The 20,964-nt window shown below is 72.8% G+C and carries 21 protein-coding genes; 7 read left to right on the forward strand and 14 right to left on the reverse strand.

Annotation, left to right across the window (positions count from 1 at the left end; all coding sequences use genetic code 11):
* Positions 1–50 precede the first annotated feature (50 nt).
* Positions 51–1,700, reverse strand: coding sequence for a chaperonin GroEL (gene groL, locus IEY99_RS19835; RefSeq protein ID WP_189205313.1), 1,650 nt, complete (start codon positions 1,698–1,700; stop codon positions 51–53).
* A gap of 70 nt (positions 1,701–1,770) precedes the next feature.
* Positions 1,771–2,079 carry a co-chaperone GroES gene (gene groES / locus IEY99_RS19840; protein WP_015619077.1) on the reverse strand — a complete coding sequence of 103 codons (309 nt, stop codon included), beginning with the start codon at positions 2,077–2,079 and terminating at the stop codon, positions 1,771–1,773.
* 223 nt (positions 2,080–2,302) lie between these two features.
* On the opposite strand from groES, the gene IEY99_RS19845 reads away from it, so the two are divergent.
* The 7 genes from IEY99_RS19845 to IEY99_RS19875 all read left to right on the forward strand — a co-directional run bounded on the left by IEY99_RS19845 (position 2,303) and on the right by IEY99_RS19875 (position 8,849).
* Entirely contained in the window at positions 2,303–3,469 is a 1,167-nt protein-coding gene (locus tag IEY99_RS19845; protein ID WP_189205314.1) for a class I SAM-dependent methyltransferase, read from the forward strand.
* Positions 3,470–3,480: 11 nt separating this feature from the next.
* On the forward strand, positions 3,481–3,963 hold the full coding sequence (gene ybaK / locus IEY99_RS19850; RefSeq protein WP_189205315.1) for a Cys-tRNA(Pro) deacylase: 483 nt from the start codon (positions 3,481–3,483) through the stop codon (positions 3,961–3,963).
* A gap of 182 nt (positions 3,964–4,145) precedes the next feature.
* Positions 4,146–5,237, forward strand: a complete 1,092-nt coding sequence (locus IEY99_RS19855; RefSeq protein WP_189205317.1) for a sugar ABC transporter substrate-binding protein — start codon at positions 4,146–4,148, stop codon at positions 5,235–5,237.
* An 86-nt stretch (positions 5,238–5,323) separates the two neighbouring features.
* Complete coding sequence (locus IEY99_RS19860) at positions 5,324–6,136, forward strand: ATP-binding cassette domain-containing protein (protein WP_189205319.1); 813 nt, start codon at positions 5,324–5,326, stop codon at positions 6,134–6,136.
* Positions 6,133–7,386, forward strand: coding sequence for a sugar ABC transporter permease (locus IEY99_RS19865; protein WP_189205321.1), 1,254 nt, complete (start codon positions 6,133–6,135; stop codon positions 7,384–7,386). Before IEY99_RS19860 ends, IEY99_RS19865 begins: the two co-directional genes overlap by 4 nt.
* Complete coding sequence (locus IEY99_RS19870) at positions 7,383–8,573, forward strand: ROK family transcriptional regulator (protein ID WP_189205323.1); 1,191 nt, start codon at positions 7,383–7,385, stop codon at positions 8,571–8,573. The genes IEY99_RS19865 and IEY99_RS19870 overlap by 4 nt, the downstream gene beginning before the upstream one ends.
* Before the next feature lie 15 nt (positions 8,574–8,588).
* Complete coding sequence (locus IEY99_RS19875) at positions 8,589–8,849, forward strand: DUF1707 SHOCT-like domain-containing protein (RefSeq protein WP_189205826.1); 261 nt, start codon at positions 8,589–8,591, stop codon at positions 8,847–8,849.
* On the opposite strand, the gene IEY99_RS19880 is transcribed toward IEY99_RS19875, so the two are convergent.
* The 12 genes from IEY99_RS19880 to IEY99_RS19935 form a co-directional block, all read right to left on the reverse strand.
* Positions 8,809–10,593, reverse strand: a complete 1,785-nt coding sequence (locus tag IEY99_RS19880; RefSeq protein ID WP_189205326.1) for an ABC transporter ATP-binding protein — start codon at positions 10,591–10,593, stop codon at positions 8,809–8,811. The two genes, IEY99_RS19875 and IEY99_RS19880, sit on opposite strands and share 41 nt — an antisense overlap.
* The gene (locus tag IEY99_RS19885; protein ID WP_189205328.1) at positions 10,590–12,281 is read right to left on the reverse strand and encodes an ABC transporter transmembrane domain-containing protein; all 1,692 of its coding nucleotides are present in this window, start codon (positions 12,279–12,281) and stop codon (positions 10,590–10,592) included. The genes IEY99_RS19880 and IEY99_RS19885 overlap by 4 nt, the downstream gene beginning before the upstream one ends.
* Positions 12,282–12,324: 43 nt before the next feature.
* Positions 12,325–12,579 (reverse strand): hypothetical protein, encoded by a 255-nt coding sequence (locus IEY99_RS19890; protein WP_189205330.1) that lies wholly within the window; start codon positions 12,577–12,579, stop codon positions 12,325–12,327.
* A 9-nt stretch (positions 12,580–12,588) separates the two neighbouring features.
* A complete protein-coding gene (gene tsaD / locus IEY99_RS19895; RefSeq protein ID WP_189205331.1) occupies positions 12,589–13,641 on the reverse strand; it encodes a tRNA (adenosine(37)-N6)-threonylcarbamoyltransferase complex transferase subunit TsaD in 1,053 nt (350 codons plus the stop codon).
* Complete coding sequence (gene rimI / locus IEY99_RS19900; RefSeq protein ID WP_189205334.1) at positions 13,634–14,062, reverse strand: ribosomal protein S18-alanine N-acetyltransferase; 429 nt, start codon at positions 14,060–14,062, stop codon at positions 13,634–13,636. The genes tsaD and rimI overlap by 8 nt, the downstream gene beginning before the upstream one ends.
* Positions 14,062–14,718, reverse strand: a complete 657-nt coding sequence (tsaB, locus tag IEY99_RS19905; RefSeq protein ID WP_189205336.1) for a tRNA (adenosine(37)-N6)-threonylcarbamoyltransferase complex dimerization subunit type 1 TsaB — start codon at positions 14,716–14,718, stop codon at positions 14,062–14,064. Before tsaB ends, rimI begins: the two co-directional genes overlap by 1 nt.
* Positions 14,719–15,060: 342 nt before the next feature.
* Positions 15,061–15,741 (reverse strand): uracil-DNA glycosylase, encoded by a 681-nt coding sequence (gene ung, locus IEY99_RS19910; RefSeq protein WP_189205339.1) that lies wholly within the window; start codon positions 15,739–15,741, stop codon positions 15,061–15,063.
* Between the two features lie 55 nt (positions 15,742–15,796).
* Positions 15,797–16,264: a tRNA (adenosine(37)-N6)-threonylcarbamoyltransferase complex ATPase subunit type 1 TsaE gene (tsaE, locus tag IEY99_RS19915; protein ID WP_189205827.1), complete on the reverse strand. Its 468-nt coding sequence runs from the start codon at positions 16,262–16,264 to the stop codon at positions 15,797–15,799.
* 11 nt (positions 16,265–16,275) lie between these two features.
* Complete coding sequence (locus tag IEY99_RS19920; protein ID WP_189205341.1) at positions 16,276–17,394, reverse strand: alpha/beta fold hydrolase; 1,119 nt, start codon at positions 17,392–17,394, stop codon at positions 16,276–16,278.
* 403 nt (positions 17,395–17,797) lie between these two features.
* Complete coding sequence (gene alr / locus IEY99_RS19925; protein ID WP_189205828.1) at positions 17,798–18,946, reverse strand: alanine racemase; 1,149 nt, start codon at positions 18,944–18,946, stop codon at positions 17,798–17,800.
* A gap of 37 nt (positions 18,947–18,983) precedes the next feature.
* Entirely contained in the window at positions 18,984–20,432 is a 1,449-nt protein-coding gene (locus tag IEY99_RS19930) for an NAD(P)H-hydrate dehydratase (protein WP_189205343.1), read from the reverse strand.
* Positions 20,433–20,448: 16 nt separating this feature from the next.
* Complete coding sequence (locus IEY99_RS19935) at positions 20,449–20,817, reverse strand: holo-ACP synthase (protein WP_189205345.1); 369 nt, start codon at positions 20,815–20,817, stop codon at positions 20,449–20,451.
* Positions 20,818–20,964 lie beyond the last annotated feature (147 nt).

The raw sequence follows: 20,964 nt of genomic DNA on the forward strand, positions 1-20,964 counted from the left end.
TTGCCCGTGGTCCGCCTCGGAAGCCCGGCGGCCGGAAGCCCGGCCGGGTGTCAGAAGCCCGGGCCGTGCTGGTGGCCGTGGCCACCGTGGCTGTGCCCGTGGCCACCGGCCGCGGCCGGCTCCGGCGCGGCCGGCTTCTCCACCACGAGGCTCTCGGTGGTGAGCAGCAGGCCGGCGATCGACACGGCGTTGGAGACCGCGTTGCGGGTCACCTTGACCGGGTCGATGATGCCGGAGGCGGCGAGGTCGACGTACTCGTCCGTGGCCGCGTTGAGGCCGTGACCCCACTGCAGCTCGCCGACCTTGCCCACCACGACGTAGCCGTCGTGGCCGGCGTTCTGCGCGATCCAGCGCAGCGGCTCCACCAGCGCCTTGCGGACGATCGAGACGCCGATCGCCTCCTCGCCGGTGAGGCCGAGGTCGCCGTCGAGCGCGGAGACGACGTGCGCCAGGGCGGCGCCGCCGCCGGGCACGGTGCCCTCCTCGACCGCGGCCTTGGTCGCCGCGATGGCGTCCTCGATGCGGTGCTTGCGCTCCTTCATCTCGACCTCGGTCGCCGCGCCGGCCTGGATCACGGCGATGCCGCCGGAGAGCTTGGCCAGCCGCTCGGAGAGCTTCTCGCGGTCCCAGTCGGAGTCCGACGCCTCGATCTCCTTGCGGATCTGCGCAACGCGGTCCTCGATGTCGGACTTCTTGCCACCGCCGTCGACGATGGTCGTGTTCTCCTTGTCGACCACGACGCGCCGGGCGGTGCCCAGCATGTCGACGGTGACCTGGTCGAGCTTGTAGCCGAGCTCGGGCGCGATCAGCTCGCCGCCGGTCGCGATCGCCATGTCCTGCAGCATCGCCTTGCGGCGGTCCCCGAAGCCGGGGGCCTTCACGGCGGCGACCTTGAAGGTCTTGCGCAGGGCGTTGACCACGAGGGTGGACAGCGCCTGGCCGTCGACGTCCTCGGCGATGATGAGCAGCGGCTTGCCGGCCTGGAGGACCTTCTCCAGCAGCGGCAGCAGCTCCTCGACGCTGGAGATCTTCTGGGTCGTGATGAGGATGTACGCGTCCTCGAGCACGGCCTCCTGCGCCTCGGCGTCGGTCACGAAGTTCGGCGAGATGAAGCCCTTGTCGAACTGCAGGCCCTCGGTGACGACGAGCTCGGTGCTCAGCGCGGAGCCCTCCTCGACGGTGATGACACCGTCGCGGCCGACCCGGTCCATCGCCTCGGCGATCAGCTCGCCGATGGTGGCGTCCTGGGCCGAGATGGTGGCGACGTTGGCGACCGACTTGTGGTCGGCGACCTCGACGGCCTTGGCCAGCAGCGCCTTGGAGACGGCCTCGGCCGCCTGGTCCATGCCGCGTTTGAGGGCGATGGGGTTGGCACCGGCCGTCACGTTGCGCAGGCCCTCGCGGACCAGCGCCTGGGCGAGCACGGTGGCCGTGGTGGTGCCGTCGCCGGCGACGTCGTTGGTCTTGGTCGCCACCTCCTTGACGAGCTGCGCACCGAGGTTCTCGTACGGGTCGGTGAGCTCGATCTCCTTGGCGATGGTGACACCGTCGTTGGTGATCGTCGGCGCGCCGAACTTCTTGTCGAGGACGACGTTGCGGCCGCGCGGGCCGAGGGTGACCTTGACCGTGTCGGCGAGCGTGTTGACGCCGTGCTCCAACAGGTGCCGGGCGTCGTCAGAGAAGCTGAGGATCTTCGCCATGTATAGGTCCCTTCACGCACCACCGCCCTGACCCGAGGCTCGGGTCAGGGCGGGAAGCACTGTCAGTAGGTCACTTCTCGATGACCGCGAGGACGTCGCGGGCGGAGAGCACCAGGTACTCCTCGCCGGCGTACTTGACCTCGGTGCCGCCGTACTTCGAGTAGAGGACCGTCTCGCCGACCTTGACGTCAACCGGGATGCGGTTGCCCTTGTCGTCGATGCGGCCCGGGCCGACAGCGAGGACAGTGCCCTCCTGCGGCTTCTCCTTGGCGGTGTCGGGGATCACGATGCCCGACGCCGTGGTCGTCTCAGCCTCGTTCGCCTGGACCACGATCCGGTCCTCGAGCGGCTTGATCGCAACCTTGGTCGCGGTAGTCACGGGCATACCCTCCTGGGTACAGGTTTCGCCGGCCTGCGTCGGCCGATCTCATGCCTCATGCCACCGGGCGGGGCCGTCGTCGCGGGTGCCGGTCCGCCTGGCGCAAGCGCGCTCCCCCGGTCGGGGCACGCGCTGGCACCCTCAGGTTGAGAGTGCTAATCGGAGATTATGCCGGAACTAGCACTCCGTCAAGGAGAGTGCCAACACGGCAGAATGACTCCGCGTGGACCTGGAACTGCTCGCCTCCCTGCGTACCCCGGAAGGGTCCGCGGCGCTCTCGGCCGCGACCGGCGTGACCGGTGTGGACCCGCTCGCCGCGGCCTCGGCCCTGCGCGCCCGCGGCATCCCCGCACCGCTGGCCGCCGCCGCACTCACCCAGGCGGACCTGCGACGGCGCGCCGAGGGCAAGTTCGGCGCGGCCGCGGCCGAGATGTTCTTCACCCGGGCCGGCCTCGAGCAGGCGACCCGCGCCGTGGTGGCGGACCGCCGCGCCGCCCGGCTGCGCGCGGCAGGCGTTGCCACCCTCGCCGACCTGGGCTGCGGGCTGGGCTCGGACGCGCTGGCGGCGGCCCGCCAGGGCATCCGGGTGTACGCGGTGGACGCCGACCCGCTGACCGCCGCGCTCGCCGAGGCGAACGCGGCCGCCGCCGGCCTCTCCGCGCTGGTGACCGTCGAGTGCGCCGACGCGGCCTCCGTCGAGGTGGAGAGGTTCGACGCGGTGTTCGCCGACCCCGCCCGGCGGCGGGCGGGGCGCGGCCGGCTGATGGATCCCCAGGCCTGGTCGCCGCCGTGGGACTTCATCGCCGCGCTGCCCGGCCGGGTGCCGCGTACGGTGCTGAAGCTGGCGCCCGGCATCGACCACGCCCTGCTGCCCGCGGGCGCCGAGGGCGAGTGGGTCAGCGTCGACGGCGATCTGGTGGAGGCGGCGTTCTGGTGCGGGCCTCTCGCCGAGTTCCCGCGGCGGGCGGTCCTGCTGCCGTCGGGCGGCGAGGTGCACGGGTCGGGCGTGGAGGCCGCGCCGGTCGGCACGGTCGGGCGGTTCCTGTACGACCCGGACCCGGCCGTGGTCCGCTCGCACCTGGTCGCGGAGTTCGCGGCCGAGATCGGGGGGCGGCTCGCCGATCCGCAGATCGCGTACGTCTACACCGACGAGAGCGTCGACACCGCGTTCGCCCGCCGGCTGGAGGTCACCGACGTGCTGCCGTTCTCGCTCAAGCGGCTGCGCGCCCTGCTGCGCGAGCGCCACGTGGGCCGGGTCGAGATCCGCAAGCGCGGTTCCGCGCTGGAGCCGGAGCAGTTGCGCCGCGACCTGCGGCTGCGCGGCGACGGATGGGCGTCGGTGGTGCTGACCCGGGTGGCGGGTGCGCCGACCGTGGTGCTGTGCCGATAGCCTCGCTGGTCATGGCCAAGAAGGCGGCCGGGACGCCGGCGACCGTACTGCTGACCGCGGAGAAGGTGCCACACGAGCTGCACCCGTACGACGTCTCGCCGGAGGCGCCGAACTACGGCGCGCTGGTCGCCGAGGCGCTGGGGGTGTCGCCGGAGTCGCTGTTCAAGACGCTGATCGCCGAGGTCGACGGCGCGCTGACGGTGGCCGTCGTGCCGGTGGCCGGCGAGGTGGACCTCAAGGCCCTGGCCGGCGCGGCCGGCGGGAAGCGGGCGACGCTGGCCGACCGGGCGGCGGCGGAGCGCAGCAGCGGCTACGTGCGTGGCGGCATCAGCCCGCTGGGGCAGCGCAAACGCCTACCGACCGTGATCGACGACTCGGCCCTGGAGCTGCCCCGGATGTACGTCTCGGCCGGTCGGCGCGGCCTGCAGGTGTCGCTGGCCCCGCAGGATCTGGTCCGGCTGACCGGCGCCCGGACCGCCCGCATCCGGAGCTGAGGGCCGGGCGAAACCGGAAAAGCACCAGATTCGGAGCGCAACGTGACCTAGCGTCACTTTATGGAGGGCCGGGAGCTGACCGGTTGTGCCGCACCGCATCACGGGAATACGTTGCCCGACACAACAAACATTTCCGGAGCGGCGATCCCGACTGCGCGCGTGACGACGAGAGGACACGAGGAATGCGTAGGGGAATCTTCGCCCTTGCCGTGACGGGCCTCCTGGCCGGCGGCGCGGCCGCGTGCGGCGGCGACGGCGGCGCGGGCTCCGGCATCCCGGGCGACGGATCCGTCGGCAAGGTCGGCATCATCCTGCCGGACACCGCGAGTTCCCAGCGCTGGGGCTCCGACGATCCGAAGTTCCTGAAGGAGGCCTTCGACGCGGCCGGCGTGGCGGCCGACATCCAGAACGCGCAGGGCGACAAGAGCGCGTTCCAGACGATCGCGGACGGGATGATCTCCAGCGGGGTCCGGGTGCTGATGATCGTGAACCTGGACTCCGGCACCGGCAAGGCGGTCCTCGACAAGGCGAAGAAGGCCGGGATCGCGACGATCGACTACGACCGGCTGACGCTCAGCGGCGGCGCCGACTACTACGTCAGTTTCGACAACGTCGCGGTCGGCAAGCTGCAGGGCGAGGGCCTGGTGCAGTGCCTGAGCGACATGCAGTACGCGAAGCCGGTGGTGGCCGAGCTGAACGGATCGCCGACCGACAACAACTCCACGCTGTTCAAGCAGGGCTACGACTCGGTGCTGCAGCCGAGGTTCGACTCGGGTGACTTCGTGAAGGGCCCGGACCAGTGGGTGCCGGAGTGGGACAACGCGCAGGCCGGCACGATGTTCGAGCAGATGCTCACCCAGCGTCCGGACATCAAGGGCGTCCTGGCGGCCAACGACGGACTGGGCAACGCCGTCATCTCCGTACTGAAGAAGAACAAGCTGAACGGCAAGGTGCCGGTCACCGGGCAGGACGCCACCGTGCAGGGCATGCAGAACATCCTCGCCGGCGACCAGTGCATGACCGTCTACAAGGCGATCAAGCAGGTGGCCGACGCCGCCGCCGACCTGGCGATCTCGCTCGCCAAGGGCGAGAAGAAGACGGTCTCCCAGAGCATCAAGGACCCGGAGTCCGGCAAGGACGTCCCGGCCGTCCTGATCAGCCCGAAGGCGATCTTCAGGCACAACGTCAAGGACGTGGTTGCCGACGGCTTCGTGGCCAGGGCTCAGCTCTGCACCGGCGACTTCGCGAAACTGTGCACCGAGAACGGCGTGTGAGCCGGCCCCGGGACGACGCCGCAGCACGCCGCCGCCCACGCCCGGCCGGGGCGTGGGCGGTGCCGCACCGAAGAAGGAGAACCACCGTGGCCGCGACACCCCTGCTGGAGGTGCGCGGGATCGACAAGAGCTTCGGTCCCGTGCAGGTGCTCCACGACGTCGGAATGAACGTCTATCCCGGCGAGGTCACCGCGCTCGTCGGCGACAACGGCGCCGGCAAGTCGACCCTGGTCAAGTGCGTCAGCGGCATCTACACCATGGACGCGGGCACGGTCGTCTTCGACGGCGACCAGGTGGCCATCCACAGCCCCCGCGATGCCGCGGCGCTCGGCATCGAGGTCGTCTACCAGGACCTCGCGCTCTGCGACAATCTGGACATAGTCCAGAACATGTTCCTGGGCCGCGAGCGGGTACGCGGCATCGTGCTGGACGAGCCGACCATGGAGCAGATGGCCAGTGACACGCTCGCCAGCCTCTCCGTGCGTACGGTCAAATCCCTGCGCCAGCTCGTGGCCAGCCTCTCCGGCGGCGAGCGGCAGACCGTGGCGATCGCCAAGGCCGTGCTGTGGAACAGCCGGATCGTCATCCTGGACGAGCCGACCGCGGCACTCGGCGTCGCCCAGACCGCCCAGGTGCTCGAGCTGGTCCGCCGCATGGCCGACAACGGGCTCGGCGTGGTGCTCATCTCGCACAACCTGAACGACGTGTTCGCCGTCTCCGACCGCATCGTCGCCCTCTACCTCGGCCGGACCGCCGCCCAGGTGAAGACCACGGACGTCACCCACGCCCAGATCGTCGAGCTGATCACCTCGGGACGCAGCGGAAACCTCGGCCTGCCCCCCGAACGGCCGGCCGCCGCGGGCTTCCTGGACATCACCCCTGGAGGGGGCCGCGCATGACGACCGCGTTCTCATCGACCGGGCCGGTACGGGTGGCCGAGCCCACGGTCGCCGGCCACCTGCACGACTACTGGGGGCGCGTCCGCGGCGGCGACATCGGCAGCCTGCCCGCGATCCTCGGGCTCATCGTGCTCTGCCTGATCTTCGGCATCGCCCGGCCGACGTTCTTCAGCGCGGTCAACTTCGCGAACCTCTTCTCCCAGGGCGCGGCCGTCATCTTCATCGCCATGGGCCTGGTGTTCGTCCTGCTGCTGGGCGAGATCGACCTGTCCGCCGGTTTCGCGAGCGGCGTCTGCGGGGCGGTCATGGCCATCCTGCTCACCGACCACGGCTGGCACTGGTACTCCGCCATCCCGGTCGCCCTGGCGACGGGCCTGGCCATCGGCTTCACCCTGGGCTTCCTGGTGTCGAAGCTGGGCATCCCGTCGTTCATCGTCACCCTGGCGGGCTTCCTCGCCTTCCAGGGCATCCTGCTGGTGCTGCTCAGCGGCGGCAAGAACGTCTCGGTCCGGGACACGTTCGTGCTGTCGCTGGCCAACAACAACATGTCGGCCGGCCTGAGCTGGGCGCTCACCGCCGTCGCGATCGTCGGGTACGCCGCGGTGCAGCTCCTGCGGTTCCGGGCCAGGGCCGCGCACGGGCTCGTCACCGAGCCGATGGGTATCGTGCTGGCACGCATCGCCGGACTGGCCGCGCTGCTGGTCGCCGCGGTCGCCGTACTGACCCAGGAGCGCAGCATCAACCCGTTGATCATCTCGGTGAAGGGCGTGCCGATCGTCGCACCGCTCATCGCGGTGGCGCTGATCGTGTGGACGTTCGTGCTGGGCCGCACCACGTACGGCCGGCACGTCTATGCCGTCGGCGGCAACAAGGAGGCCGCGCGCCGCGCCGGCATCGCCGTCGACCGGATCCGCATCTCGGTCTTCGTGATCGGCTCGTTCATGGCGGCGGTCGGCGGCATCATCGCGGCCAGCCGGGCCAACTCGGTCGACCCGAACTCCGGCGGCAGCAACGTGCTGCTGTACGCGGTGGGCGCGGCGGTCATCGGCGGCACCAGCCTCTTCGGCGGCAAGGGCCGGGTGCTGGACGCGGTGATCGGCGGCGCGGTGATCGCGGTCATCGACAACGGCATGGGCCTGATGGGCTTCAGCGCCGGTCAGAAGTTCATTTTCACCGGACTCATCCTGCTGCTCGCGGCGAGTGTCGACGCGCTGTCCCGCCGCAGAGCGGCCGCCACCGGTAACCGATGAAGGCCGCGCCCAGCCAGGAGGAGGTACGCCGGCACAACCTGGGGACGTTGCTGCGTTATGTCCACGTTCATGGCGCTACATCCCGTGCCGAGCTGACCACCAAGCTGGGCCTGAACCGCAGCACCATCGGCGCCCTGACCGCGGACCTGACCGCCGCCGGCCTGGTCACCGAGAAGGGCCAGCGGGAGACCGGCCGCGCCGGGCGGCCCTCGCTGCTGGTCCGGCCCGAGTCGTCGATGGTGTACGCGTACGCCCTGAACATCGAGGTGGACCGGCTGCGCGCCGCCCGGGTCGGCCTCGGCGGGGTGATCCTGGACCGCCGCGAGGCCCCGCGCCCGCGGGAGATGCAGGTCGTCGACGCCGTGCGGCCGCTCGCCGGCTTCATCCACGAGATGCGCAAGGACGTGCCGGCCGGCGCCCGCTACCTGGGCGCCGGCCTGGCCGTCGCGGGCATGGTGCGCCGCGCCGACGGCATGGTGCGCCTCGCGCCCACGATCGGCTGGGTCGACCAGCCGGTCGGCGACGCGCTGGTCGAGGAGATCGGCGGCGACGTCGGCCCGATCGTCGTCGGCAACATCGCCGACGTGGCGGCGCTGGTCGAGCACAGCCGCGGCGCGGCGGCCGGCCGCGAGAACGTCATCTACCTGTACGGCGACGTCGGCGTCTGCGCGGGCATCATCGCCGGCGGCCGGCGCATCACCGGGCACGGCGGCTACGGCGGCGAGGTCGGCCACATGGTGGTCAACCCCGGGGGCAACCCCTGCAGTTGCGGCTCGCGGGGCTGCTGGGAGACCGAGATCGGCGAGTATCCACTGCTCAGGCTGGCCGGGCGGGAGGACCGCAGCGGCCGGGAGGCGGTGCTCGGCGTGGTCGAGGCGGCGATGCGCGGCGACTGGGCGGCCCAGCAGGCGGTCCGGCACGTGGGCGAGTGGATCGGGCTCGGGGTCGGCAACCTGGTGAACATCTTCAACCCCGAGGCGGTGATCTTCGGCGGCACGCTGCGCGACGTGTACCTGGTGGCGGCGGCCCAGGTCCGGTCCCGACTCAACGAGGTCGCCCTGCCGGCCTGCCGCGAGCACATCCGGCTGCGGACGCCGGAGCTCGGCGCCGACGCACCCCTGATCGGCGCCGCCGAGCTGGCCTTCGAGAAGCTTCTGGAGGATCCGCTGCTGGGCTCGACCGGCTAGAGTGCGCCCGTGAGCATGCGCGCCTCCGATGAGGATCGGCAGCGGATCATGGCCGCCCTGGAGCGGCACACCGGGGCCGGACGGCTGACCCTGGACGAGTTCACCCAGCGGGTCGGCGTGGCCGCCGGCGCCCGGACGCTCGACGAGCTCGCCGCCGTGGTCAGCGACCTGCCCGCCGAGCAGGCCGAGGAGCGCCAGCGGCGCGAGTTCCTGCTGCTGCTCGCGATCGCACTGGTCACCCTTGTTCTGCTGGGTGTGTTCCTGGCCCTGCGCTAGACCCGACCGGCGGCGTGCCGTGCCACGAGGCCCACAGCGCCGCGTAGGAACCGCCCGCGGCGACCAGCTCGTCGTGCGAGCCCAGCTCGGTGATCCGCCCGTCCTCCACCACCGCCACCCGGTCCGCGTCGTGGGCCGAGAAGAGCCGGTGCGCGATCGCGACGACCGTACGTCCCTTCAGCACCGCCGCCAGCGACCGTTCCAGGTCCCGGGCGGCCCGGGGATCCAGCAGCGCGGTGGCCTCGTCGAGCACGAGCGTGTGCGGATCGGCGAGCACCAGCCGCGCCAGCGCGACCTGCTGCGCCTGCGCGGCCGACAGGCCCGCCCCGCCCGCGCCCACCACCGTGTCCAGGCCGTCGGGCAGCTCGTCCGCCCAGCCCAGGGCGTGCACGGCGGCCAGCGCCTGGCGGACGTCGGCGGTCGACGAACCCGGCCGGACCATGGCGATGTTGTCGCGCAGCGTACCCATGAAGACGTGGTGTTCCTGGCTGACGAGGGCGACCTCCGTACGCAACCGGTCCAGGGGCAGACCGGCCAGCGCGACCCCACCGACGGTGAGCGACCCACCGCCCGGCGTGTGCACTCCGGCGAGCAGGCGGCCCAGGGTGGACTTGCCCGCCCCGGACGGCCCGACGATCGCCAGCCGCTCCCCCGGCGCGATCCTGAGCGAGATGCCGTGCAGGACCTCCCGGCCCTCGACATAGGAGAAGCGCACGTCCTCGGCGACGATCTCGGCACCGCGCGGGGTCAGCGAGGTCGGCGCCGGGGTACGGAACGACACGCCGAGCAGCCGGGCCAGCGACGCCGCGCCGACCTGCAGCTCGTCCAGCCAGCCGAGGAAGCGGTCGACCGGGTCGACCAGCATCTGGGCGTAGAGCACCGCGGCGGTGACCTGGCCGAGGCTGACCCAGCCCCGCAGGTGGAACCAGCCGCCCAGCAGCAGCGTGCCGACCACCGGCAGCACGTAGCCCACCTCGATCGACGGCATCCACACCGTGCGCAGGAACAGCGTGTACCGCTCGGTCCGCCACGAGCGGCGCAGGTCGCTGTCCGTGCGGCGGATGCGCTGCCGCTGCCGCCGCAGCGCGTCGACCGTCCGGGCTCCCTCGACGGTTTCCGCCAGCCCGTCCGTGACCTGGGAGTACGCGGCGTTCTGCCGCAGATAGCCACCCGCGGCCCGGCGCAGGTACCAGCGGGTGGACCAGGTCAGGATCGGCACCGCGATCAGCAACGGCAGCGCGAGCAGCGGGCTGACCAGGATCAGCGCGCCGACCGCGAGCGACGCGGTGATCATGGCGATCAACGTCTCCGGCACCGCGAAGCGCAGGCACCGCGACAGCGCGTCGACGTCGCGCGAGGTCCGGGTGAGCAGGTCGCCCGTGCCCGCACGCTCCACGGTGGACAAGGGAATCCGGAGCACCCGGTCGACGAAGTCCTCCCTCAGCTCGGCGAGGATCTGCTCGCCGAGCCGCGCCGAAGCCAGGTAGGCGAACCGCACCAGCACCGCCTGCACCACCACGAAGACCGCGATGACGGCGGCGATCCGGTCCACCGTGCCGACGCCGGCGTGATGCTGGATCGACTCGACGAGCTCGCCGAGCAGCCGCGGGCCCACCAGGCCGGTCATGGCGGCCAGCGCGTGCAGGACCACGGTGGTCGTGAGCGCGCGCGGATGCCGGCGGAACAGCTCGCGGGCGTACCGGCGCACCTGGCGGGAGTCCGCCACCGGGAGCGCGTTGCTCACTCGCGCAGCACCGTCCTCGCGTAAGCGACGCTGCCGTCCAGCAGTTCGCGATGGGTTCCCTCGGCGGCCACCACCCCGCCCTCGACGTAGAGGACGTGATCGGCGCGGTCCAGCACCAGCGGGCTGGTCGAGCAGACGACCGTCGTGCGGCCGCTGCGGGCGGCCGCCAGCCGGGCCGCGATGCGCGCCTCGGTGTGCGCGTCCACGGCGCTGGTCGGTTCGACCAGCACGAGGATCTCCGGGTCGGCGACGAGGGCGCGGGCGAGCCGCAACCGTTGCTGCTGCCCGCCGGAGAAGCTGCGGCCCCGCTCGGCGACCTCGCTGTCCAGGCCGTCGGGCAACGCCTCCACGACGTCGGCGGCGCACGCGTCGGCGCACGCGGCGGGCGCGCGCCCGGTGCCCTCCGGATCGAGATCGTCGCGCAACGGCCCGGAGAACAGCCGGGCGTCGTTGTCCGCCACCAGGATCCGCTCGCGCACGCTCGCCAGATCGAGATCCTTCAACGGTACGCCGGCAAGCGTCGTCCCGGCGCCGGCCGCGGTGTAGTGGCCGAGCCGGTCCGCGATGGTGACCGCGTCGGCCGGCACCGCGGCCGCGATCGCCGTGACCACGCCCGGCCGGACGACCACACCGGACACCGGGTCGACCAGCTCACCCCGCTCCGGGGCGGGCCTCGGCCGGGCCGGCCGGCGCAGGTCCGAGCGGACCCGCAGCATGGAGACGACGCGGCGCCCGGAGACGTGACCGCGGGTCAGCTTGTCGATGGTCTCGGTGAGCTGGCGCAGCGGGGAGACGAGGAAGGCCGCGTACCCGTAGAAGGAGACGAGCTGGCCCACGGTGATCCGGCCGGAGATCGCGAAGCGCGCCCCCAGCCAGGTGACCAGCACCAGGAAGATGCCGGGCAGGAGCACCTGTGCCGCGTCGAGCAGGCACTCCACCCAGGCCACGTGCACCCCGGCCGCCCGCAGCCGCTGAGACTCGGCGCGATAGCGCCCCGACATCACCGGCTCGCCGCCGACGCCCCGCAGCACCCGCAGGCCGCCCACCAGGTCGGTGGCGTGGGCGGTGAGCCGGCCCTGCTGTTCCCGGTAGGCCTGCTGGCGCCGGTGCAGGGGCCGGATCAGCAGGCTGACCACGGCCATCAGCACCGGGATGCCGAGGACCACCACCAGGCCGAGCGGCACCGAGGTGAGCAGCAGGATCGTGGTGACGGTGAGGACGGCGACGACCGAGCCGACACCCCGGGCGGTGATGTCGATGGCGTTGCCGATGTGGGTGATGTCCGCCGTACCGATGGCCACGACCTCGCCCGCGTCGAGCCGCCGCGGCAGCGCGACCCCGAGCCGGCCGGCCTGCCGCACCGCGACCTGCACCGTACGGTAGGCGGCCGAGAGCCAGTTGAAGACGGCCCGGCGGTGGCGCAGCAGGCCGGCGCCGGCCTGCACGAGGCCCACGACCAGCAGGACCATGCTCCAGACGAACAGCTCGCGGCCGTCGCGCTCGGTCAGGCCCGCGTCGATGGCCCGGCCGATGACGGCGGGCACGAAGGCCTGACAGACCATCCAGACGACCGCGAAGACGATCGCGGCGCTGACGGATACCCATGTGCGCCGGGCGAGCCACCCCAGGTAGCGGGTGGCGGACCGGTGATCGGCAGAGCCGGGATCGGCGGGGGGCAGATCTCGCATCGCCCTTCGACGTTACGTAACCCCGCGGTCACGATCCAGCGCGTTATCTATCGACCGGCGAGAAATCCCATACGTGCGGAGAGCGAGCCACGAGGTTTGCCGGGGGCGCCGGAAGGGCAGCGGGACTGTTCCGCCACTTCGAGATGACCACAATGCGCAGATCCGTGGAGGAGAAGACCTCGCTCGACACGTGTGAGGGCAGCACCTCCAGCTTCGGCAGCGCCTCGTCACACACCCAGCTCAGCAGCTCGTCGAAGCCGCCGCGCGAGGCGCGGACCTCCCACATTCGTGCGATCATGCTCGCTTCCTACCCCGCCACAGCGATCGAGGTCAATGACATCGCCGAATCGGCCGGCAGATCGAGCCGACTGGGTGCCACGCCCGCCGCGACGAGATGGGAACCGAGGGCCGCGACCATCGCGCCGTTGTCCGTGCACAGCTGCGGGCGGGGCACGCGGACCCGCACCCCCAGCTTCGCCGCGCGCTCCTCGGCCAGCAGCCGCAGCCGCGAGTTCGCCGCAACCCCGCCGCCGATGACCAGCGTCCCGACGCCGTGCTCCCGGCACGCGTCGAGGGCCTTGGCGGTGAGCACGTCACAGACCGCGTCCTGGAAGCTCGCGGCCACGTCGGCGACCGGCACCGGCTCGCCGTCGCGCTCCCGCGCCTCCACCCAGCGCGCCACCGCCGTCTTCAGGCCCGAGAAGGAGAAGTCGAAGCGGTGCTCGGCCTGATCCTTGGGCGCAGTCAGGCCCCGCGGGAACGCGATCGCCCGCGGATCGCCGTCGCGGGCCGTACGGTCGATCACCGGCCCGCCCGGAAAACCCATCCCCAGCAGCCGGGCGACCTTGTCGAACGCCTCCCCCGCGGCGTCGTCGATGGTGGCGCCGAGCGGCGTCACCCCCGCGGTCAGGTCGTCCACGAGCAGCAGCGACGAATGCCCGCCCGAGACGAGCATCGCCACGGCCGGCTCCGGCAGCGGCCCGTGCTCGAGCGTGTCCACCGCGACGTGCGCGGCGAGATGGTTGACGCCGTAGATCGGCTTCTCCGCGGCGAGGGCGTACCCCTTGGCCGCGGCGACCCCGACGAGCAGCGCACCCGCCAGGCCGGGCCCGGCCGTCACGGCGATCGCGTCGATGTCGGCGAGCGTGACACCCGCCTCGTCCAGCGCCCGCCGCATGGTCGGCACGATGGCCTCCAGATGCGCCCGGCTGGCGACCTCGGGCACCACCCCGCCGAACCGCGCATGTTGATCCACACTGGAGGCCAGCGCGTCGGCGAGCAGGGTGTGCCCGCGGACGATGCCGACGCCGGTCTCGTCGCAGGAGGTCTCGATCCCGAGGACCAGGGGCTCGTCAGGCATCGCGCATCATCACCAGGGCGTCCGTGTTGCTCGATTGGTAGTAGCCGCGCCGGATCCCGACGGGCTCGAAATCGTACGAGGCATAGAGTTTCTGTGCCGGGTGGTTGTCGACGGCCACCTCGAGCAGCACCTTGCGCTTGCCGGCCCGCTCGAGCAACGTCTCGAGCAGCTCCCGGCCCAGACCCCGCCGCCGGGCCTCCCGCTTGACGCCGATGGTCTGCACCCAGCTCTCCTGCTCGTCGACGACCGCCAGCCCGGCATAGCCGACGATCTCGTCGTCCTCCCGGACCACCACGTAGAAGTGGCGCTGCGCCAGCTCGTTCCAGAACATGGTCGCGGACCACTTGTCCGGCCCGAAGAGCTCCTCCTCCAGCGGCAGCACCTCGGCGATGTGCCACCACCGGAACCGCTCGATCGCCATCAGGGCAGCACGTGCTTGCGAGCGGAAGGCTCGACCGCGTCCGGCCGGCGCAGGTAGAGCGGAGTGAGCGGCTCACCCGCCGCCCCCGCCTGGATCCGGTCCAGCGCCAGGGCGATCAGGGCCTCGCCCGGCGGATGCAGAAGCCGGTCGTCGATCGGCACCCCGAGCACGTCGCTGTACCTCAGCACACCCTCGCCGACGGCCCGGTCGGCGTCCACGGACACCTCGGCGGGCTTCGCGACATCGGGCTCGGTCACCCGCTTGCCGTCGACATAGGTGGCGAAATAGACCTCCCGCCGCCGCGCGTCGGTCGCGACCAGGACCCGGCCGGGCCCTGCCGCACGCCCGAGAGCATCGAGCGAGCAGACCCCGTACGTGGGAACGCCCAGCGCCTGCCCCATGCTCGCGGCGGTGGCGAGACCCACCCGCAGGCCGGTGAACGGCCCGGGGCCGAGCCCGGCGACGATCGCACCGAGCTGGGCCGGACGGGCACCGGCGTCGGCGAGCACGGCACGGATCTGCGGCGCGAGCAGCTCTCCATGGGCCCGCGGGTCGACCACCCTCCGCTCACCGAGGCCGGTCAGACCGGCATGGGTCACCTCCGCGAGGGCGGCGGTGACCGCGGGTGTGGAGGTGTCCAGAGCGAGAACGAGCACCAGGAAACAGTAGCGGTCAGCAGGTTGCCGGGGCTGGCACCCCTCCAGGGGCGCAGGACTGGCTGGGTCGCTTGTCCTTCACCTCGCCGTCGCGTCGGCGTCCTGTTCCCGGCCCGGCTCAGGCGTCCGTCTCGCCCCCGGCGCGGCGATCCGCTCGCGGCGCGGCGATCCGCTCGCGGCGCGGCGATCCGCTCGCGGCGCGGCGATCCGCTCCCGGCGCGGCGATCCGCTCCCGGCGCGGCGATCCGCTCCCGGCGTGGGGATCCGCTCCCGGCGTGGGGATCCGCTCCCGGCGTGGGGATCCGCTTCGGCGCGGGGGTCGTCTCAGGCGCGGGGGTCGTCTCAGGCGCGGGGGTCCCAGTCGATCGGCGGGCGGCCGGCGTCGGCGAGCGCCTTGTTCGCCGCGCTGAACATGCGGGCGCCGAGGAAGTCCTTGCCGCCGTTGAGGGGGCTCGGATGGCCGGACTCGATCACCGTGTGCGCCGGGTTGGTCACGAGTGCGGCCTTCCTGCGGGCGTACGCCCCCCAGAGCAGGAACACCACCCGCTCCCGCCGCGCGTTCAGGGCACGGATCGTGGCGTCCGTGAACTCCTCCCAGCCCCGGTTCTTGTGGGACGCGGCGGCTCCCGCCCGTACGGTGAGCACCGCGTTGAGCAACAACACGCCCTGCCGCGCCCAGCCGGTGAGGTCTCCACTGGCCGGGGGCGGCACCCCGACGTCGGCGGCGAGCTCCTTGTAGACGTTGCGCAGCGACGGAGGAATCCGCACGCCTTCGCGGACGCTGAAGCTCAGGCCGTGCGCCTGCCCGGGCCCGTGGTACGGGTCCTGCCCGAGGAGCAGCACCCGGGTCCGCTCGGGCGGGCAGAGCCGGTAGGCCGCGAAGAGATCCTCGATCGGCGGGTAGACGGTGTGCCGGGCATACTGCTCGCCCACGAAGCTGCCCAGCGCCTCGGTGGCGGCGGGGTCGAGGAACGGCGTCAGCTCCGCACGCCAGGCGGGCGGCAGCAGATCGGGCAGATTCACGTGATCTCCGGTGGGGGGCTCGCAAAGAGGGGAAGCTCGTCGTGCCGCGGGCGGCTCACAGCTTTTCGAGGCGGGCCGCCCAGTCTCCGCCGTGTGGCACCAGGTCGATCACGCGGGTGTCGTCGTCGAGGCGGTCGATGCGCACCGCCAGGTATTCGTCGTTGAGCTGCTCGACCATGCCCGCACCCCACTCCACCACGGTGACCGCGCCGTCGGCGGAGGCGTCCAGATCGAGATCGTCGATCTCCGCGCGCGGGTCGCTCGCATCGCCCAGCCGGTACGCGTCCGCGTGCACCAGCGGCACCTCGCCCCCACGCCCCCGGTCGGGCCGGTGCACCCGGGCGATCACGAACGTCGGCGAGGTGATGTCGCCGAGCACCTTCAGCCCGGCGCCGATGCCCTGCACCAGCGCGGTCTTGCCGGCGCCGAGCGGACCGGTCAGCAGCAGCAGGTCCCCGGCGCGCAACAGGGCCGCGAGCCGGCCACCGAACGCGCGCGTGTCGTCCACAGTGGTCAGACGAATCCCGGTGGCACTCACGGCGACACCCGCTGAAGGAACGGAAGCAGCGCGGCGTTGACCTCGTCCGCCTTCTCCAGCATGACCACGTGCCCGCTGTTGTCGATCTTCAACAGCTCGGCCTCCGGCAGGTGCCTGAGGATCTCCTCGGAGTGCGTCACCGGAGTCAGATAGTCCTTCGTGCCGACCAGCACCAGCACCGGCACGCCCTTGAGCGCGGACAGGGCCGGGAACCGGTTGTGCGAGTAGAGCGTGCGCAGATACTTGGTCAGCGTCTCGACCGACGTCCTGGAGTTCATCTGTTCCACGAACGTGACCAGCGAGGGGCTCGGCCGGGCGTCGCCGAACCCGTACCGGCGGGTCAGCAGCCAGGCGAGGTCGGACGACGCGACGCGGGCCCGGTCGATCACCGGCCCGCCGAGCCGCGCGGCGCCGCCCCACAGCGGGAAGAACGGCGCGCTGGCCCGGGCGACCAGCGTCGGCAGCCCGATCTTGGTCTTGTCGATCAGACCGGCCGAGGTGGACATCAGGACCACGCCGGTGACCCGCTTGCCGAACCATTCCGGGTACTGCTCGGCGAACGCCATGATCGTCATGCCGCCCATCGAGTGCCCGACCAGGATGATCTGCCCGTCCGGCACGGTCGCGTCGAGCACGGCCGCCAGCGACTTGCCCAGCGCCGCGATGTCGTAGTCGCCCGAGTGCAGGCGACTGGACCGGCCGTGACCCGGCTGGTCGTAGAAGACGAGCCGGTGCTCTCCCAGCTCGGTGAGCGCCTGGCGCTGGAAGTAGAAGGTGCCCATGTCCAGGGCGAAACCGTGCACGAAGACGACCGTGGGCCTGGTCCCGGCCTGCCGGGGCTCCACGATCTCCACATGCAGCTCGGTGCCGTCGGCCGCGGTGACGGTGAGCCGCTCGTCGTGCGGCTGTTCACCGAACTCCTCGTCGGCGTGCGGGTCGCCCGGCGCGTTGACCGACCTGCGCACCAGCGCCCGCTCGACCGCGAACGCGGTGGCGAGCCCGGCCGCCGCGACGCCGATGACGGCACCGGCGATCCCGACCTGCTTCGCCCGCCGCCGCGGACCGGACCGTAGCGTCCGCGACGACGACCGGGCGTGCGGTTTGACGGGCCTCATCCGGCCTCCCCAGGACTCATCCAGCCTCCCCGAGATTCCATCCGGCCCTCCCCATGCCCCATTCGCCGGCTCTGCAAGCTCCTGCGGCCCTCCCAGAACCCCGCACGCTCCCCGCGGCACGCTGGCGAGTTCTCGCGCCCCTCCGCTGAAGCCGCCGCACACCCGCGTAGCGGCAGGCACGCTCGCCGCGGCACGCTGGCAAGCTCATCGGGGCCTCCGCAGAACCCCGCCCCACACCCGCAACGTGCCAGGCGCGCTTCCCGTGCCCGCAAGGCCGGGTCGCGGGCCCCGGCGTGCATGTGCTCGACGCGGGTGCCGGGCGTGCTCGACGCGGGTGCCGGGCGCGCTCGACGCGGGTGCCGGGCGTGGTCGCCGCGGCGTGCTGGGCGGACCGCGCGCATGATCATCCAGCCGTCTCCCCGGGCGAGGGGACACCCGCCGAGCCGTCGTAGACGCGCGGCACCCGCGACCCGCCGAAGCGCGTGACGATCTCGTAGTTGATCGTGCCGATCGCCTCGGCCCAGTCGGTCGCCGTCGGCTCGCCGTCGTCGCCCGCGCCGAACAGGACCGCCACGTCGCCCACAGCTATCGGGTCGTCACCGCAATCCAGCACGAACTGGTCCATGCACACCCGGCCGGCGATGCGGCGCACGGCCCCGCCGAGCAGCACCGGCCCCACATTGGAGGCGTGCCGCGGGACGCCGTCGCCGTAGCCGAGCGGCACCAGCGCCAGCGTCGTCTCGTGAGCGGTGTGGTACGCATGCCCGTACGAGACACCCTGACCGGCCGGGACCCGCTTGGTGAGCGCGACCCGCGCCCGGGCCGTCATCGCCGGGCGCAGCCCGGCCGGCGGCGGACCCGGCAGCGGCGACAGCCCGTAGATCGCCACGCCCGGCCGGACCAGGTCGTAGTGGGCGTCGGGGCGGGTGAGGGTCGCCGCCGAGTTGGCTATGTGGCGGTATCGCGGCTCGACGCCGAAACGCTCCGCGGTCGCCAGCCCCTCCGCGAAGACCGCGAGCTGACGGTCGACCGTCTCGTGACCGGGCGCGTCGGCACACGCGAAGTGGCTCCAGATCCCGACGACCTCCAGGTCTCCGTCCGCCTGGGCCTTCGCGGCCGCCTCCACCACGGCCGGCCACTCGGCCGGCGTCGCGCCGCCGCGGGACAGGCCGGTATCGATCTTGAGATGCACGCGGGCCGGACGCCGGACGCGGCGGGCGGCGGCGACCACCTCGTCGAGCTGTCCCAGGCTGGCCGCGTTGAGGTCGACGTCGGCCTCGACGCCCTCGTGCAGCGGCAGGCCCGGCGCGTTCAGCCAGGCCAGCAGGGGTGCGGTGATCCCGGCCCGGCGCAGGACGAGGGCCTCGTCGAGGGTGGCCACGCCCAGCCAGGTGGCGCCGCCGGCGAGGGCCGCGCGGGCGGCGGGCAGCATGCCGTGCCCGTAGCCGTCGGCCTTGACCACGGCCATGACCTCGGCGCTCGTGCCGGCGCACAGCGTCGCCACGTTGTCCCGGATCGCGTCGAGGTCGATCCGGATCTCGGCCTGCCACATGCTCATCAGCCTACTGACCGGGTCCGACAGAACCGCGTCACCGCAGGTCCGCCAGGACGGGACGGAGGGCGGCGGCCACGTCCGAGGCCGTCGCCGGGCCGCCCGTCCCGGCCCGGCGCCCGGCCAGGCCGTGCACGTACGCCGCCGCCACGGCCGCCCTCGGCGCGGGCACCCCCGCGGCGAGCAGCGAGCCCAGCAGCCCCGCCAGCACGTCGCCCGATCCGGCGGTCGCCAGGTCGGCGGTGCCGGTGGGGTTGGCCCAGGCCTCACCGGACGGCGTCGCCACGACGGTGCGGTCTCCCTTGAGCAGGACGACCGCGTTCGTCCACGCGGCGAGCCGGCAGGCGGCGCCGACCCGGTCGGCGCCCGGTGCCTCGCCGGCCAGCCGGGCGAATTCACGGTCGTGCGGCGTGATCACCAGCGGCGCGTCCCGCCGCAGGTCGGCGGCGTGCTGCCCGTCGACCAGCAACGTCAGTGCGTCGGCGTCCAGCAGCACGGGCACCGGGCTGGCCAGGACGCTGCGCAGCTCCGTACGCGCGTCGTCGCCCGTCCCGAGCCCCGACCCGCACACCCAGGCCTGCACCCGCCCGGCCTCGGCGACCCGCTCGGCGACGACGACCGAGGGATGCTGACGCACCACCTCGCGCGCGGCGCTGCCCGCGTAGCGCACCATGCCGGTCGGGCCGGCCAGCGCGCCGGCGACCGAGAGCATCGCGGCGCCCGGGTAGGTCGCCGAGCCGGTGGCCACCCCGACCACGCCACGGGTGTACTTGTCCGAGGCGGCACCCGGTCGGGGCCACCACGAGACGACATCCGGCGCGTCGGGAATGCGTACGGCGGCGGCGGCGCGCAGCGTCGCACCCAGGCCGATGTCCACCAGCTCGACGTGACCCGCCCGCGCGGCGGCGGGACCGACCACGTGCGCGGGCTTCAGACATCCGAAGGTCACCGTGACATCGGCGTGCACCGCGGCGCCCGGCACGTCGCCGGTGTCCACCGCCACCCCGCTCGGCACGTCCACCGCCACGACGGGAGGCCGCGCGCCGTCGCGGGCGCGCAGGGCACCGAGCCGGGCCACCAGGGCCGCCGCCGGAGGTCGCAGACCGCCGCTCGCGCCGATGCCGACGATGCCGTCCATGACGAGGTCCGCGCGGGCCGGCAGGTCGGCGACCACCCGGCCGCCTGCCTGGCGCAGCGCGGCGAGTCCGGCGGCGTGGACCCGCTCCGGGCTGAGGAGGACGGCGCGCACCGCGGCGCCTCGCGCGGCCAGGCGCGCACCCGCGTAGAGGGTGTCGCCGCCGTTGTCGCCGCTGCCCACCAGGAGCACGACCGTCGCGCCGTAGACTCCGCCGCTCTCCCGCAACAGCAGCGCACAGCGACGTGCCAGACCGGCCGCGGCGCGCTGCATGAGGGTGCCGCCGGGCAGGGTGGCCATCAGGGCTTTCTCCGCCGAGCGTACGTCCGCAACCCGCCATGCCTGCCGCATCCGCGCTCCCGTCGTGTCAGGCCTCGGCCACCACCATGGCCGAGGCGATGCCGCCGTCGTGGGACAGCGACAGATGCCACCTGTTGACGCCCCGCTCGACGGCCACCGCCGCGACCGTACCGGAGACGGTCAGCCACGGCCGCCCGTCCGGATCCGAGACGATCTCACAGTCGTGCCACCTCAGCCCGGCGGGGGCGCCGAGGGCCTTGGCCACTGCTTCCTTGGCCGCGAACCGTGCGGCGAGCGACTCCGCCGACCGCGGGTTGCCGGACGGCGTCGTCCGTTCCGCATCGGTGAAGAGCCGGTCCGCCAGCAGGGGTGTGCGCTCCAGTGCGCGGGCGAACCGTTCGACCAGCACCACGTCGATCCCGACAGACACGATCACACACCCAACCCTATCGGGGCCGGTTGTCCACAACCCCGGTCTCGGCCCGCGCGGTTGTCCACAGGCCGCCGCGAGCAGGCCGCCGTTTCCCTAGCGTCGTCGTCCCGAGCCGATCCCGGTCCGGGACGTTGCCGATGGAGGTTGCCG

The sequence above is a fragment of the Couchioplanes azureus genome (assembly GCF_014648355.1).
In the GTDB taxonomy this organism is placed as follows: domain Bacteria; phylum Actinomycetota; class Actinomycetes; order Mycobacteriales; family Micromonosporaceae; genus Actinoplanes; species Actinoplanes azureus.

What these genes read in the sequence shown, in the direction of transcription:
- IEY99_RS19875 (WP_189205826.1), top strand. Translation starts at nt 8,589, where the DNA reads ATGCGCGCCTCCGATGAGGATCGGCAGCGGATCATGGCCGCCCTGGAG.
- IEY99_RS19870 (WP_189205323.1), top strand. Translation starts at nt 7,383, where the DNA reads ATGAAGGCCGCGCCCAGCCAGGAGGAGGTACGCCGGCACAACCTGGGG.
- groL (WP_189205313.1), bottom strand. Translation starts at nt 1,700, where the DNA reads ATGGCGAAGATCCTCAGCTTCTCTGACGACGCCCGGCACCTGTTGGAG.
- IEY99_RS19930 (WP_189205343.1), bottom strand. Translation starts at nt 20,432, where the DNA reads ATGCGGCAGGCATGGCGGGTTGCGGACGTACGCTCGGCGGAGAAAGCC.
- IEY99_RS19865 (WP_189205321.1), top strand. Translation starts at nt 6,133, where the DNA reads ATGACGACCGCGTTCTCATCGACCGGGCCGGTACGGGTGGCCGAGCCC.
- alr (WP_189205828.1), bottom strand. Translation starts at nt 18,946, where the DNA reads ATGTGGCAGGCCGAGATCCGGATCGACCTCGACGCGATCCGGGACAAC.
- IEY99_RS19885 (WP_189205328.1), bottom strand. Translation starts at nt 12,281, where the DNA reads ATGCGAGATCTGCCCCCCGCCGATCCCGGCTCTGCCGATCACCGGTCC.
- IEY99_RS19920 (WP_189205341.1), bottom strand. Translation starts at nt 17,394, where the DNA reads ATGAGGCCCGTCAAACCGCACGCCCGGTCGTCGTCGCGGACGCTACGG.
- rimI (WP_189205334.1), bottom strand. Translation starts at nt 14,062, where the DNA reads ATGGCGATCGAGCGGTTCCGGTGGTGGCACATCGCCGAGGTGCTGCCG.
- tsaD (WP_189205331.1), bottom strand. Translation starts at nt 13,641, where the DNA reads ATGCCTGACGAGCCCCTGGTCCTCGGGATCGAGACCTCCTGCGACGAG.
- ybaK (WP_189205315.1), top strand. Translation starts at nt 3,481, where the DNA reads ATGGCCAAGAAGGCGGCCGGGACGCCGGCGACCGTACTGCTGACCGCG.
- IEY99_RS19855 (WP_189205317.1), top strand. Translation starts at nt 4,146, where the DNA reads ATGCGTAGGGGAATCTTCGCCCTTGCCGTGACGGGCCTCCTGGCCGGC.
- IEY99_RS19890 (WP_189205330.1), bottom strand. Translation starts at nt 12,579, where the DNA reads ATGATCGCACGAATGTGGGAGGTCCGCGCCTCGCGCGGCGGCTTCGAC.